This window comes from Colwellia sp. BRX8-9 (genome assembly GCF_014077245.1).
Lineage (GTDB): Bacteria > Pseudomonadota > Gammaproteobacteria > Enterobacterales > Alteromonadaceae > Colwellia_A.
Genome location: NZ_JACGVN010000004.1, coordinates 170,544 through 185,294, shown reverse-complemented (window position 1 = coordinate 185,294; position 14,751 = coordinate 170,544). Strand labels below are relative to the sequence as shown.

10 protein-coding genes are annotated in these 14,751 nt (G+C 38.4%); 8 read left to right on the top strand and 2 right to left on the bottom strand.

Features of this window, described 5'->3' with window-relative positions; translation table 11 throughout:
• Positions 1-34: 34 nt before the first annotated feature.
• The 4 genes from acs (at position 35) to H4J70_RS05005 (ending at position 5,334) form a co-directional block, all read left to right on the top strand.
• Positions 35-1,981, top strand: coding sequence for an acetate--CoA ligase (gene acs, locus H4J70_RS05020; RefSeq protein ID WP_182213384.1), 1,947 nt, complete (start codon positions 35-37; stop codon positions 1,979-1,981).
• Between the two features lie 497 nt (positions 1,982-2,478).
• Positions 2,479-3,588, top strand: a complete 1,110-nt coding sequence (locus tag H4J70_RS05015; protein WP_182213385.1) for a 3-deoxy-7-phosphoheptulonate synthase — start codon at positions 2,479-2,481, stop codon at positions 3,586-3,588.
• 31 nt (positions 3,589-3,619) lie between these two features.
• Positions 3,620-4,771, top strand: a complete 1,152-nt coding sequence (tyrA, locus tag H4J70_RS05010; RefSeq protein ID WP_259364806.1) for a bifunctional chorismate mutase/prephenate dehydrogenase — start codon at positions 3,620-3,622, stop codon at positions 4,769-4,771.
• A 74-nt stretch (positions 4,772-4,845) separates the two neighbouring features.
• Positions 4,846-5,334, top strand: coding sequence for a thioredoxin family protein (locus H4J70_RS05005; RefSeq protein ID WP_182250716.1), 489 nt, complete (start codon positions 4,846-4,848; stop codon positions 5,332-5,334).
• Between the two features lie 158 nt (positions 5,335-5,492).
• Here H4J70_RS05005 and barA read toward each other — a convergent pair whose 3' ends face one another.
• Positions 5,493-8,318 carry a two-component sensor histidine kinase BarA gene (gene barA / locus H4J70_RS05000; protein ID WP_182213389.1) on the bottom strand — a complete coding sequence of 942 codons (2,826 nt, stop codon included), beginning with the start codon at positions 8,316-8,318 and terminating at the stop codon, positions 5,493-5,495.
• Positions 8,319-8,414: 96 nt separating this feature from the next.
• Here barA and rlmD point away from each other — a divergent pair, with 96 nt between their 5' ends.
• From rlmD to H4J70_RS04980, 4 genes are read left to right on the top strand one after another with little or no spacing between them, the layout of a single operon-like run.
• Positions 8,415-9,737 (top strand): 23S rRNA (uracil(1939)-C(5))-methyltransferase RlmD, encoded by a 1,323-nt coding sequence (gene rlmD, locus H4J70_RS04995; RefSeq protein WP_182213391.1) that lies wholly within the window; start codon positions 8,415-8,417, stop codon positions 9,735-9,737.
• Positions 9,738-9,775: 38 nt separating this feature from the next.
• Positions 9,776-11,983 carry a GTP diphosphokinase gene (gene relA / locus H4J70_RS04990; protein WP_182213392.1) on the top strand — a complete coding sequence of 736 codons (2,208 nt, stop codon included), beginning with the start codon at positions 9,776-9,778 and terminating at the stop codon, positions 11,981-11,983.
• Positions 11,984-12,018: 35 nt separating this feature from the next.
• A complete protein-coding gene (mazG, locus tag H4J70_RS04985; protein ID WP_182213394.1) occupies positions 12,019-12,837 on the top strand; it encodes a nucleoside triphosphate pyrophosphohydrolase in 819 nt (272 codons plus the stop codon).
• Positions 12,834-13,637, top strand: a complete 804-nt coding sequence (locus tag H4J70_RS04980; RefSeq protein WP_182221109.1) for an enoyl-CoA hydratase-related protein — start codon at positions 12,834-12,836, stop codon at positions 13,635-13,637. The genes mazG and H4J70_RS04980 overlap by 4 nt, the downstream gene beginning before the upstream one ends.
• A 113-nt stretch (positions 13,638-13,750) precedes the next feature.
• On the opposite strand, the gene H4J70_RS04975 is transcribed toward H4J70_RS04980, so the two are convergent.
• Entirely contained in the window at positions 13,751-14,479 is a 729-nt protein-coding gene (locus tag H4J70_RS04975) for a YebC/PmpR family DNA-binding transcriptional regulator (RefSeq protein ID WP_070374723.1), read from the bottom strand.
• Between the last annotated feature and the right edge of the window lie 272 nt (positions 14,480-14,751).

Here is a 14,751-nt window from a genome sequence, read left to right as displayed (position 1 = left end):
GATATAATATCAAGTCAGCAATGAAGGACTCAACATGAAAGAATTGAAAAGCTGTTATCCAGTTTTAGAACAAGCTAAAGCACACACTCATATTGATAGTGCAACATACGATGCGATGTACAAGCAATCGATTGAACAACCTGATGTATTTTGGGGTGAGCAAGCTGAAAAATTTCTTGATTGGTATAAACCTTGGGACAGTGTCAGTGATGTTGACTTGAAAACGGCTGATATTAAATGGTTTTCTGGTGGTAAATTAAATGTAAGTTATAACTGTATTGATCGTCACTTAGCTACTAAAGCCAATGATACTGCTATCATTTGGGAAGGCGATGATCCCAGCGACGACAAAAAAATTACTTATCAAGAATTACATGATCATGTTTGTCGTTTAGCGAACTTATTAAAAGCACGTGGTGTTAAAAAAGGTGATCGTGTTTGTATCTATATGCCGATGATCCCTGAAGTGGGTTATGCCATGTTAGCCTGTGCTCGAATTGGCGCGGTACATTCTGTTGTCTTTGGTGGTTTCTCAACTGAAGCGATACGCTCACGAGTTGCTGATGCTGATTGCCAAGTTGTTATCACTTCTGATGAAAGCTTACGTGGCGGTCGTGTTATTCCACTGAAAGTGAACGTTGATGAAGCTGTTGCCGAATGCCCCAATGTACATACGGTTATTGTTGTTGCTCGCACCGGTGGTGATGTCGCATGGAATGACAAAATTGACATCAGTTATGAAGAAGAAGTTGCCAAGCAATCAGCCGTTTGTGAACCAGAGGTCATGGATGCAGAAGATCCATTGTTCATTCTCTATACATCAGGTTCAACAGGCACACCAAAAGGTGTTTTACATACCTGTGGTGGTTATTCGCTCTATGCCGCGATGACTCATAAATATGTTTTTGACTATAAAGATGGCGAAATTTATTGGTGTACAGCAGATGCAGGTTGGATCACCGGTCACTCTTATATTTTCTATGGCCCGTTAGCTAACGGTGCAACTACACTAGTATTTGAAGGGGTACCTACTTACCCGGATGCTGGACGTTTCTGGCAAATATGTGAAAAACATAAAGTTAATATTTTTTATACTGCACCTACTGCGATAAGAGCCTTGATGAGTATTGGCGACGATTTAGTCCATCAATCAGATCTTTCATCGTTGCGTTTACTCGGTACGGTTGGCGAGCCTATTAATCCTGAAGCTTGGCATTGGTATTATGAAGTGGTTGGCAAATCTAACTGTCCTATTGTCGATACTTGGTGGCAAACAGAAACGGGGGGTATTTTAATTACTTCATTACCCGGTGCTGTTGATATGAAACCAGGTGCAGCAGGTAAACCCTTTTTTGGTGTTCAGCCAGCATTGTTTGATAAAGAAGGTAATACACTTGCAGGTGCTGACCAAGGTTTGTTAATGATAACGGGTAGTTGGCCTGGGCAGTTACGCACAGTTTATGGCGATCATGATCGTTTTTATCAAACCTATTTAAGCCAATATCCTGGTAATTATTTTACTGGAGATGGTGCACGTCGTGATGAAGACGGATTTTATTGGATCACCGGGCGTGTTGATGATGTCCTTAATGTTTCGGGCCATCGTTTAGGTACTGCTGAGATCGAAAGTGCTTTAGTGCTTCATCCTGCTGTAGCTGAAGCTGCTGTTGTTGGTTATCCGCATGAAATTAAAGGCCAAGGTGTTTATGCTTATGTGACTTTAATGGCTAGTGCGAGTGAATCACCAGAGTTACTGAAAGAATTAACTGAGTTTGTTGCTAAAGAGTTAGGCCGTTTTGCAAAACCTGATTATATTCAGTATGCACCTGGCTTGCCAAAAACACGTTCTGGTAAAATAATGCGTCGCATCTTACGTAAAATTGCTGAAAACGATATTGATACCTTAGGGGATACATCGACCTTGGCAGATCCTAGCGTTGTAGAAAACTTAATAAGTAATCGAATTGTTCACGCTAGTTAGTCACTAACAAGCACTTAATTAAAAGCGCCTTAGGGCGCTTTTAATGTTTTTATTGGCGGGAAAATGGCTTGAATACGTGCACTGATCTCGTCAATAGAACATGCTGCGAAAGGCCATGCTCGACTCACCCTTGGACGCTTCGCCCTGCATTATAAATAGCCGCAGTTGTGAACAGCTACCTTCTTTGCCGTCTCGGTAAATGCTCCTACGTTACTCTACTTCCTATGTCCATTTAGTCACGGCACCACGTTATACCGTTCACCCTGAACATAACCTAGAATAAAAACACTAAAACTACTGTACCTTCAAAAAAAACCCATGTAAGATATTGTGTACAAACAGAGTAAATAATTCTTTACGATATAGCGATTAGCGGAACTATTATGAAAAACCAACAACATCGATATTATTACTAGCCCTTCTTTTGCTAAGTCACACTTAGTTCTTTTGTTCTATATTTACTTTAATAAACAATCTTGCGATAAATGGAAAATACAATGTCTAACTCATTACCGAACGTTCAACCTAGTAAAGGTCCTCACATAAAAACCCTTAACGATATTCATGTCAATTCAGAAGATGTATTAATAACGCCTGATCAATTAAGAGATGAACTCCCCTTGTCAGAAAGTGGACGTAATTTCGTTAAAGCTGCCCGCAAGGTGATCGCTGACATTATTCATAAAAAAGATCATCGCTTACTCGTTATTTCAGGTCCTTGTTCTGTGCATGATCTCGAGGCCGCTAAAGAATATGCCCAAAAGTTAAAAGCCTTACATGATAAGCATCAAGACAGCCTTTATATTGTTATGCGTGTTTACTTTGAAAAGCCTCGCACCACCGTTGGATGGAAAGGTTTAATAAACGATCCTCATATGGATGGTACCTTTGATGTTGAAACCGGTTTGCGTAAAGCTCGAGAATTATTGATTTACTTAACTGATTTAGGTTTGCCATTAGCCACCGAAGCGCTTGACCCCATTAGCCCACAATACTTGGCTGAACTTTTTAGCTGGTCGGCGATTGGTGCCAGAACAACTGAGTCGCAAACACATAGAGAAATGGCGTCAGGTCTTTCTATGCCTATTGGTTTTAAAAATGGCACCAATGGTAGCCTAGATGTAGCTATTAATGCTTTGCAGTCAGCAGCGTCTTCACATCGCTTTATGGGGATAAACCGTCAAGGACAAGTATCATTGATTAAAACCTCTGGAAACCCTGATGGTCATGTTATTTTACGTGGTGGTAAGAAACCTAATTATGATGCTGCTAATGTTGCGTTATGTGAGAAAGAATTGAGTGTACAAGGTTTAGAGCCTGGTATTGTTATCGATTGTTCGCACGGTAATTCAAATAAAGATTACCGTCGCCAGCCATTGGTGGCAGAAAATGTATTTGACCAAATAATTGAAGGTAATAAATCAATTATTGGTATAATGTTAGAAAGTCATATAAATGCAGGTAACCAAAGCACTAATGGCCCGAAAGAGTCATTAAAGTATGGTGTTTCAGTCACTGATGCGTGTATTGATTTTAATGATACGGCACTTTTATTAGCAAATGCGACCGATAAACTTAATGGTGTTTTAAAGAAGCGTTTATCTTAAATCAGTATGAAGGCGAGTACGCGAAACGTAAATGAGTAAATTAATGGATAAGAAAAGTATTGCTCCTCAGTTAACCGCATTGAGAAATGAGATTGATGAGATAGATACTCAATTAGTCGAGCTATTAGCCAAGCGCCGCAGAGTTACCACTAAAGTGGGAGAGCTAAAAAGCCGAGTTGGTATGCCAATTTATGCGCCTGACCGAGAAGCTCAATTACTGACTATGCGACGTCAACAGGCGATGGAGGCAGGCGTGTCTCCAGAATTAATTGAAGATATTTTAAGACGGCTAATGAGTGACTCTTACATCAGTCAAGATGCGAGTGGCTATCAATGTGTCAATACAGAGAGTGGTAAAATAGTTGTTATCGGTGGTAACGGACAGTTAGGTAAAGTGTTTGTTGATTTATTTGAGCGCTCTGGTTATCAGGTAGCCGTTCTTGAACAAGATGACTGGCCAAATAGTGACAATATCCTTGCCCAAGCCGGTGTCGTTATTGTTGCTGTACCTATTCGCTTAACATCAATGATCATTCAAAAGCTTTCTTGTTTACCCAAAACATGCATTTTAGCTGATGTGACTAGCGTAAAAGAAATGCCACTTTATGAAATGATGAAAGTTCATCAAGGACCGGTTGTTGGTTTACACCCAATGTTTGGACCTGATGTGTCAGGGTTAATCAAACAAACAATTATTACTTGCGAAGGGCGTTTACCCGAGCAATATAATTGGTTGCTGAAACAATTTCAGGTTTGGGGAGCAAAGATTTATCCCGTCGATGCGTCGGCGCACGATCAAGCAATGTCTATGGTACAAGTTATGAGACATTTTTCAACAATAGCCTACGGTTATCACTTAATGACTGAAGGGGCTGACATTTCTCAACTTGTTGAAATGAGTTCGCCTATTTATCGTTTAGAGTTAATTATGGTTGGTCGTTTATTTGCTCAAGATCCTGTGCTTTATACTGATATCATTTTTTCAAATCAAGATAATGTCGCGATGATGAAACGTTTCGCTTATCGCTTTCTAGAGTTGTTAGAAGATGTTGAAATGGGTGATAAAGATGCTTTTGTTACCATGTTTAGCCAAGTATCCGATTGGTTTGGTGATTATGCCGATATCTTTTTACAAGAAAGCAAAGTCATGTTATTAAAAGCTAACGAATTAAAAAAACATTAAACATTACCGTGCTACTAAAAAATTGCTAAACAGCTAGGTTGCAGTAGCACGGATATAACATAAGCAGAGTCGCAATGATAAAAGTCCTACTCACAGTATTCACTATAGCTTTTTGCCATCTATTGTCATTATCAGTTCACGCGGAGGATAATAATGGCTTTGCCTTAGGTGTGATCAGTGAAGCTAGATTGTTGAGTGACTTTAGTGCTTTTAATAAAAACTTCAATGAGTCTTTAATTACTGAGCAAGAAAAAGAAATTGTTGCGCAGTGGCCTGAATCGTTAAAAATAGACATTTATTTTGCGACTTGGTGTCATGACAGTGAACGTGAAGTGCCTAAACTACTTAAATTACTGCAAGGCAATAAGCAAATTAGTGCGACACTTATTGCACTTGATTACCAAAAAGAAGACCCACAGCAATTAGCCAAAGAAAATAATGTCAAATACACGCCAACTATCGTTGTTTATCTAGATGAAAGTAAAACCGAAGAGCTGGGGCGAATTATTGAAAGGCCCAATACTAGTTTAGTTGCCGATATTAATCAGCTGTTACTTGATTAGCCTTTGAATATTCATAGCCTTTCAGGTCCTGCTATCAGCTTTAACCTGGTCACCTTTACCGAAGCGCTAACGCCTATATTTAACCTTAAGTAAGTCATTGAGCCAATAACCCTAGCGGTGTCACTTTTTTTTAAAGCTAAATAATCATCAAATAATTATTAGTGCTCAATGTTAGGCTTTTTATTAAAAACTTCTGGTGCTTGATTAATGACATTATCAATGTGTTCAAAGAATTCAAAAAATTCAGGTTCTAAGTCATCGATAGTGACACCACTTTTCAGTTCTGTTTCTATCTGATGAACAACACGTCCTAGGCTGGGTACACCCGAGTAACAGCAAGCACCGTTAAGCTTATGAATAAGTACTTTTAATTGCTCAACATCTTGCGAGGTCAATGCTTCAGAAATATTCAGTTTTGTTTCAGGCAGGCTTTGCACTAAACCTTTAAACATCTCTTTGGCAAGTTCTTCTTTATTGCCTGCTCGTTTTAATGCTAAAGGCCAGTCAATTACTTGATGGTTTCGTCGGTGCATAATCGTTGCGTTGTTAGTATCAAAAGCTTGTTGATTTAAATCTGTGTTATCGATATTTTTATTTTTCATTGTTTTAATATTTTGTGGCTGTGTTAAATCACAATATTCATAAATACAGTGACGTAACATAGCTTCGTCAATAGGCTTAGTCATATAAGAGTCAAAGCCCAGTTTCAACAGTTTATCTTTTTCTTCTTTAAGGGCATGGGCGGTTACTGCGATCACGGGAGTGTTGTCATTAAAAGTGATTGCTTTAATGCTTTTTAGCGCGGAGATGCCATCCATTATCGGCATTTGAATATCCATGAATATCATTGCAAATTTTTCATGTTTACAAATATCTACCGCTTCTTGGCCATTGACGACAGTAGTAACTTCATTGACTTGTTCGAGTAAAAGTTCATTAATAAGCTTTAAATTGGCTTCATTATCGTCAACCGCCAAAATTTTAACTGGAATTTTATTGTCTTCTGACGTTGATCTCACGATATCTAGCAGGTGATTTCTCGGTAACAGTACCTTATTTAATCGCTCTGGCGTAATGGGTTTACTTAAACAGCTTTTCGCTCCACAAGCGATCAATGCTTCCTGTAAATTTGGCGAGTTACTGTTAATCGCTAAATGAATTTGAGTCACGTTTTTTGAGAGTGTGACGATAAGCTCTTTTAGCTCAACTAATGCTGTCGGCGTTATATCATGACTTATTAGAGCAAAATCAAAATGTACCTTTTCATTCAATAAATCGTTAACTTGTACTAAGTTTTGGACCGGATGAACAGCCAAGTTCCAATCGGTAAGAATTTCGCTGGTCGCAATACGGCTATGCGTATGAGGTTCAAAATAAAGAACACTTTTACCTGCTAACTCATGATTATCAAAAATATTATCAATAGAGATAGGATTTACTTCACAACGAAAAGTAAACCAAAATGTTGAACCTTGACCTTGCTCGGTAGAAAAACCCATATTGCCGTTCATTTCAGTGACTAAGCGTTGAGAAATAACTAAGCCTAATCCTGTGCCACCATAAAGCCGCGTAACACTTTTATCAGCTTGACCAAAAGCCTCAAAAATAGTTTTCTGTTGCTCATGGTTCATACCAATACCAGTATCTTTAATTGTTACTTTTAAAACCGCAATATTATTTTCAATGCGTTCGCTGTCGACATCAATATCAACAGAACCTTTGTCAGTGAATTTCATGGCGTTGCTGGTCAGGTTGATCAATACCTGCTTAATTCGCATAGCATCACCAATGAGAGCATCAGGTAATTGCGGATTAACACGTAAAGATAACTCAATATTTTTCTTATGAGATGTTGGCGCAAGTAATGTTAATGTTTCCTCGACCGCTGCTCGCATCGAGAAAGGAATGTTTTCGATAACCATTTTTCCAGCGTCTAATTTCGAAAAATCTAAAATATCATTAATAATGGCTAACAAGTTAGCTGAGGATCGCTCTATGGTTTGTAAATAATCGCGCTGGGTAATAGTCAGCGGTGTCTTTAATACCTGGCGAGTAAAACCAATAACACCATTAAGTGGTGTGCGCAGTTCGTGACTCATATTGGCTAAAAATTCTGATTTAACTTTATTCGCTTCTTGTGCTTTTCGTTTAGCGATATCAAGTTCAACGTTTTGTATTTCAAATTGCTCTAAACTTTCTCGTAAATCGGTCGTGGCTTGATCTATGCTGCCTTGCATTTCTTCTTGGTAATCACCTAATGATTGTGCCATCGCATTGACACCGTTTTTCAAAAAGTTTAATTCACCAATTAATTGTCCTGTGACTCGACTCTCTAGTTTTCCTTCTCTAATACGATCAACGGCAAGTACCATAGCGTCTATTGGACGCGTAAAGTTTTTAATCAATCGATAAGAGAAAAATGCACTAAAAACACTGCCAAGCAAGACAATAAGAAAAGAAAATAGCATCTGGTCTTGTTGTTTTAAACGTATATTACTGCTGTCAATCTGCATAGCAATATAGCCAATATTATCTTGAGACATTGAGCGAGTTGCCTCATTTATCAAAGTTTCATTAATAATAGGACTATGAAAAATAAAATCATCACCATTTTTAGAGAAAATAGTGCTGTTGGGAATAACTTGCCCTGCTTTTAGACGTAATAAATTGGCGTCACCGTGGTAAGAGCTGGTGACAAAAACTTGGTTATCTTTAGTAAAAACAGCAATACTTTTGATAATTGATGATTGACTGCGATGGGTGAAATTCATCAGATTACGCAGTTGAACACGATCTTTGTTTAACATACCTAAAGAGCTAGCAATTGCTAGGGGTTCAATAATACTTTGAGAGCGCTGCGTTAAAAACGTATTTAATTCGTCATAACGGCTATATGAAAAATAGCTAGCTATCGAGAAAGCGATCAAAGTGGTTGGCACTATGGTAAGTAAAATTACCCAATCTTTCAGACTTATTTTATGCATTATCTGCTGAACTTTAGTGTAAAATCATGACATTGAATAACCTTATCATGGCATATCGTCATATAAATTTATAGCACTTAACAGGTATATTTCGTTATGGCGAATTTTTTTAAAGCAACAGCTAAAAAACAAGAACTAGGTCAAGAAGTTAGTATCAAGGTTACTCGTCTTGATATTAACGGCTGTGGCGTAGGTTTACACAATAAAAAGCCTATATTTATTGATGGTGCTTTACCTGATGAAGTTGTAAAAGTGAAGGTTATTGAACAAAAAAACAAATATAGTCGTGGCAAGTTAATTGACGTATCCGTTGCTAATAAACGGCGTGTTGCCGCTAAGTGCCAGCACTTTCTCAGTTGTGGCGGCTGTGATTTACAGCATTTAGCCATTAGTACTCAGCTTGATTTTAAGCAGCAGAAGGTCAGTGATTTATTTTCGCGAAGCAACCACGAGCAGTCACTTCCTTGGCAAGCGCCTATCGTCAGCCAGCCTTGGCATTATCGCCGCAAGGCGCGTATTGGTGTGCAGTATAATAAAGCAGGCCAAGCCATTATTGGTTTTAGACAACGGGGCAGCAATCAGCTGATTAATATTAAAAGTTGCCCTGTACTTATCGAGCCGGTAAATAATATCTTTTTACCCTTAAGAACATTACTAAAAAAATTATCAGGTAAAAATGCTATCGGTCATATTGAAGTTATTGCCACAGAAAAAGTGACGGTAGTCGTGCGCCAGTTAGAGCCGCTGACCAAGCAAGATAAAAGTCACTGGCAAGCATTCAGTGATGATTTTTCTTGTGATGTTCTCTTTGACTTAGGTAAAGAGGTAGTAACGCTCGATAAAGCGACTTTAACTAGTTTGCACTATAGTTTAGCTGACAATATTGTTATTTCTTTTAGTAGCGACAACTTTATTCAGGTTAACCACCAAGTTAATAAAAGCATGATAAATCAAGCCATTCAATGGTTAAACTTGACCGAGCAAGATATTGTTTTAGATTTATTTTGTGGTTTAGGTAATTTTAGCTTACCAATAGCTAAAAAAGTTGCGCAAGTTGTAGGTATTGAAGGTGTTGAACTTATGGTCAGCAACGCGCATAAAAACGCTTTGCAAAATGGTTTAAGTAATTGTGAGTTTTATCAAGCTGACTTAAATAGTCATTGGAAAGAGGAAGCTTGGGCAAATAAAAAATATACTAAGCTGCTATTAGATCCCGCGCGTGCTGGTGCTTATCAAGCGTTACAACAATTAGTACATTTAAATATTAATAGCGTGCTATATGTCAGTTGTGATCCGGCAACCTTAGCCAAAGATAGTGAATTATTGCTAGCACAGGGTTATCGCATTGAAAAAATATCCTTAATGGATATGTTTTCTCAAACAAAGCATATTGAGACTATGGTATTGTTTGTGAAGTAGACATTCATTTTTTTTCTAAAATTTAGTAGGTTATTTTTATGGTTTCGGTACGTAAATCTCATCAAATATCGGAAATAAATTTTGAGCAATGGTTAAGTTCATTGGAGCTTAGTGAACAAAAAAATCAAGCACTTGAAAAGCTTTGGCAGCAAGTCAGTGATTTTTATGTTGACCAGCAAGAATGCCAGACTAAGTCTTTAGAGATGGTTGAGATCCTCGCCAGTTTGAATTTAGATCGCGATTCTTTATGTGCTGCATTTTTACTGCCGTTATATGAATACCAATGCATATCATTAGAATATATAGAAGAAAACTTTTCTAAGAAAATTCTAAATTTATGTAATGGCGTTAGCCAAATGCAAGCGATAAAGACATTACAGCAAGGCCAGTCTAATCAAGTGTCGGCCAATCAAGTTGATAATATTCGTAAGATGTTAGTTGCCATGGTTGACGATGTTCGTGCTGTTGTTATTAAACTTGCCGAGCGAGTCTGTTACTTAAGGCTGGTAAAAAATGCCGATGAAGAAACGCGAGTTTTAGCTGCCAAAGAAACCGCCAATATTTATGCACCTCTCGCTAATAGACTAGGCATTGGTCAATTAAAATGGGAGCTTGAAGATATTTCCTTTCGCTACCTTCATCCCAAGGTGTACAAAAATATAGCCCAACAATTAGATGAAAAACGCTTAGACCGTGAACAATATATGGCTAATTTTGTGAGTAATCTTAGTGGGCAATTACAAGATTTAAATATTGCCGGTGAAGTGTATGGTCGGCCCAAGCATATTTTTAGCATTTGGAAAAAAATGCAGCAAAAATCGCTTGGTTTTGAACAACTTTTTGATGTTAGAGCCGTGAGGGTTGTTGTTGATAAACTTCAAGATTGTTATGGCGCATTAGGTATAGTTCATACCAGTTGGCAGCATTTACCTAACGAATTTGATGATTATGTCGCCACACCAAAACCTAATGGTTATCAATCGATTCATACGGTTGTATTAGGTCCAGAAGGCAAATCAGTAGAAGTACAAATAAGAACTCAGCAAATGCACGATGATGCAGAAATGGGTGTTGCGGCTCATTGGCGTTATAAAGAAGGCAGCACTGGCAGTAAGAACACGGATAAAAAAACTGGTTTTGATGAAAAAGTTAGCTGGCTAAGAAAAATTTTACAATGGCAAGATGACGTCAGCGAAAGTGGCGATTTACTCGATGAATTACGTAGTCAGGTCTTTGAAGACCGTATTTATGTATTTACACCTAACGGCGATGTTATTGATTTACCTGCTGGCTCTACACCTTTAGATTTTGCTTACTATATTCATTCAAATGTAGGTCATTGTTGCATCGGCGCGAAAGTCTCTGGACGGATTGTACCTTTTACTTACCGCTTAAAAACAGGCGATCAAGTCGAAGTGTTAACCAGTAAAACACCTAATCCAAGTCGTGATTGGTTAAACCCTAATCTGCATTATACCCATGCACCTAGAACACGGTCAAAAATTCAACATTTTTTTAGATTACTCGACCGTGATAAACATATTGCCATAGGTAAAGAACAGTTAGAGACAGAATTATCTAAAATCGATTTGACCGAGACTGATTTAATGTCAGCGAGTAGGCGCTTTAATATAAAATCGATTGATGATTTATATGCAGCTATTGGCTCAGGTAATGCCCGTTTAATGCAAGTGATTAATCATTTGCAATATCATGACGAGAAAAACAAACCACCGGTAGATCTTGACCCACAAAGTTTGGTCAAACCTCAACAGGCACAACAAAAATCTCAAACCGATGCTAATGGCATTACGGTATCGGGTGTCGGTAATTTATTAACGCATATGGCAAAATGTTGTCATCCGGTGCCAGGCGATGATATTGCTGGCTTTATTACTCAGGGACGGGGTATCTCGGTGCATCGCAATGATTGTGACCAATTAGCGAATTCGTTAGTTCAGCAACCTGAACGAGAAGTAGAAGTACAATGGGGTGAGCAGAATCAACAGAGCTATCTAGCAACAGTGAAAGTTATAGCGAGTGACCGTCAAGGTTTAGTGCGTGATATTTCTACGATTGTTTCCAATGAACGGGTCAGTATTGTTGGCATGGAAAGCCGTTCTGATCCAAGCAAGCAAACAGTCGCTATGTTGTTAAATATTGAAATTCCAAATAATGAAATATTAGGACGTTTAATTGGCAAATTACTTCAACTTGATGATGTATTAGAAGTTAAGCGACTCTAGTTGTATTTTATCTACCTTATGGAAAATGTATTAATATGTTAACTGAACAAGCCTCAATGAATAAGCTACGTTGGATCATGACCGAGTTACGCGACCCTAAAACAGGGTGCCCGTGGGATATCAAGCAAGACTTTGCTTCGATAGTACCGCATACCATTGAAGAAGCCTACGAAGTTGCTGATGCGGTCATTGACGCTGTTGAACAGCAAGACTTCTCAGAATTAGAAAAAGAATTAGGTGACTTGTTATTTCAGATTGTTTTCTATAGTCAGCTCGGGCAAGAACAAAAACAATTTGATTTTGACAGTGTCGTCGCGGCCATTTGTGAGAAACTCATTCGTCGACACCCTCATGTCTTTGGCGATAAAAATCTAACATCTGATGCAGAGATTAATGCCAATTGGGAAAATGAAAAAGCGCAAGAAAGACAACAAAAAAACCTCAACGAACACATCAGTATTTTAGCCGATATTCCGCGAAATTTACCCGCACTTTCTCAAGCCGCTAAAATTCAAAAACGCTGCGCACATGCTGGTTTTGACTGGCATAACATTGAAGATGTCTTTGCTAAGGTTGTCGAAGAAGTCGAAGAAGTTCATCTTGAAATTGAGCAAAATAATCCGCAAGCGCTCGCTGAAGAATTAGGTGACTTAATGTTTGCCGTTGTCAATCTTTGTCGCCATGCCAAACAAGACCCTGAGCAGTTATTACGCCAAGCAAATCAGAAATTTACAAAACGGTTTCATGGTGTTGAAAAACAAGTGGCAAGCTCTGGCGTAGAATTTGAACAACATTCGCTAGAAAAACTTGAAGAATATTGGCAACAAGTCAAACTTGATGAGAAACAACGATGAAAGAAAATCTTCCCCAATTAGCCGACTGTCTACTCGCACTAGATAATAATATTGCTACGCTAACCTTTAATCGCCATGACGTACGTAATGCGCTAACAAGTACCGCAATTGCTGATGATATTGTTACCACCGTCGAGTGGGTTAATAAAACGGCTGATGTGGCTGTGCTGATTATTACCGGTGCCGGCTCTGCGTTTTCATCGGGGGGAAATATTAAAGATATGGCTGAACGTGGTGGTGATTTTGCTGGTGATGTACAAGAACTTGAAGCTCGTTATCGTCAAGGAATTCAGCGCATTCCACTAGCATTACATAAATGTGAAGTCCCTATTATTGCTGCTGTTAATGGTGCAGCAATCGGTGCCGGTTTCGATGTTGCTAATATGTGTGATATCCGAATAGCCTCAACAAAAGCTAAGTTTGGCGAAACATTTGCTAATTTAGGTCTTATTCCAGGGGATGGTGGTGCATGGTTTATGCAGCGAGTTATTGGTTATCAAAAAGCCGCGGAGTTAACTTTTACAGGCAGAATAATTAATGCCGATGAAGCGAAAGAAATGGGGGTGGTGTTAAATGTTGTTGATGCTGAGTGTTTAATGGATAACGTTATGGCTTTAGCAAATGATATTGCCAGTAAACCAACGGCGGCAATGCGTTTAACTAAGCGGTTAATGAAAATGGCACAACGTACCGACTTACCAGACTTTCTTGATATTTGTGCGGTATTTCAAGGAATGTGTCATAACAACCCTGAGCATTTAGACGCGGTAAACGTGATGATGGAAAAGCTGGCTAAATAAAGGAGCGTTCCCCTTTAACACCGATGTGAACAGCATATAAGGTTGATACATATTGATATAGTAGAAAACAGGATGTCTGATAACAGACATCCTGGACTTAATACTGTTGCAAATTACGACTCTGCAATATCGGCATTATGATAAACGTTTTGTACATCATCACAATCATCTAACATAGCGATAAATTTCTCGAAATTTGCTGTGTCATCTTCACCGGTAATTTCAGTGTAGGTTTGCGGTACCCAAGTGATTTCTTCAACTTCTAAATCAAACTCTGGCATTGAATTAGCAAATTCAGTTTTTATTTTGAAAAACTCAGTATGTGGTGCATAAACAGTAATGATACCGTCTTCAAGTTCAACATCTGTTACATCAATGTCAGCCATCATTAAGGTTTCTAATACAGTTTCATCATCTTCGCCTTGAAAAGCAAAGACAGCTTGATGATTAAACATATGAGAAACGGTGCCCGATGAACCAATTTTAGAATAGGTCTTGGTAAAACATTGGCGAACATCTTTAATCGTTCTATTACCGTTATCCGTTAAACAATCAATAATAACCATACAGTTACCTGGACCAAAACCTTCATACCTTGCGGCAACAAAATCTTCGCCTCCAGCGCCTGATGCTTTCTTTATTGCATTTTCAATGACGTGAGTAGGTACTTGATCTTTTTTAGCTCTATCGATTAAGCCACGTAGTGTTAGGTTACCATCTGGGTCAACACCGCCTTCTTTGGCACTTACATAAATTGCTTTACCGTATTTTGAATAAACTTTAGTTTTTGCGCCTGCTGTTTTCGCCATTGATAATTTGCGATTTTGGTATGCTCTGCCCATCTGAATGCATCTCGTCGTTCTTAATAAATTGATGGGCTAGATTCTACCCGCTGAAGTCAATTTTGACTAGCCTGTAGTGAATTAATCATCGATATTTTTATTTTGAACGCCATTAAATCATAGCTAAGGGACTTGAACTCTTGGTTAATTAGTGGAGCAAAATATTGCTAAAGATAAACTGACATGATTTTAGTAAAACCTTAAATAACTTCTGTCAGTAATAACAGTGAATATTGTCAGCCATTTAAATGAAATAGACACTAAGGTAATCT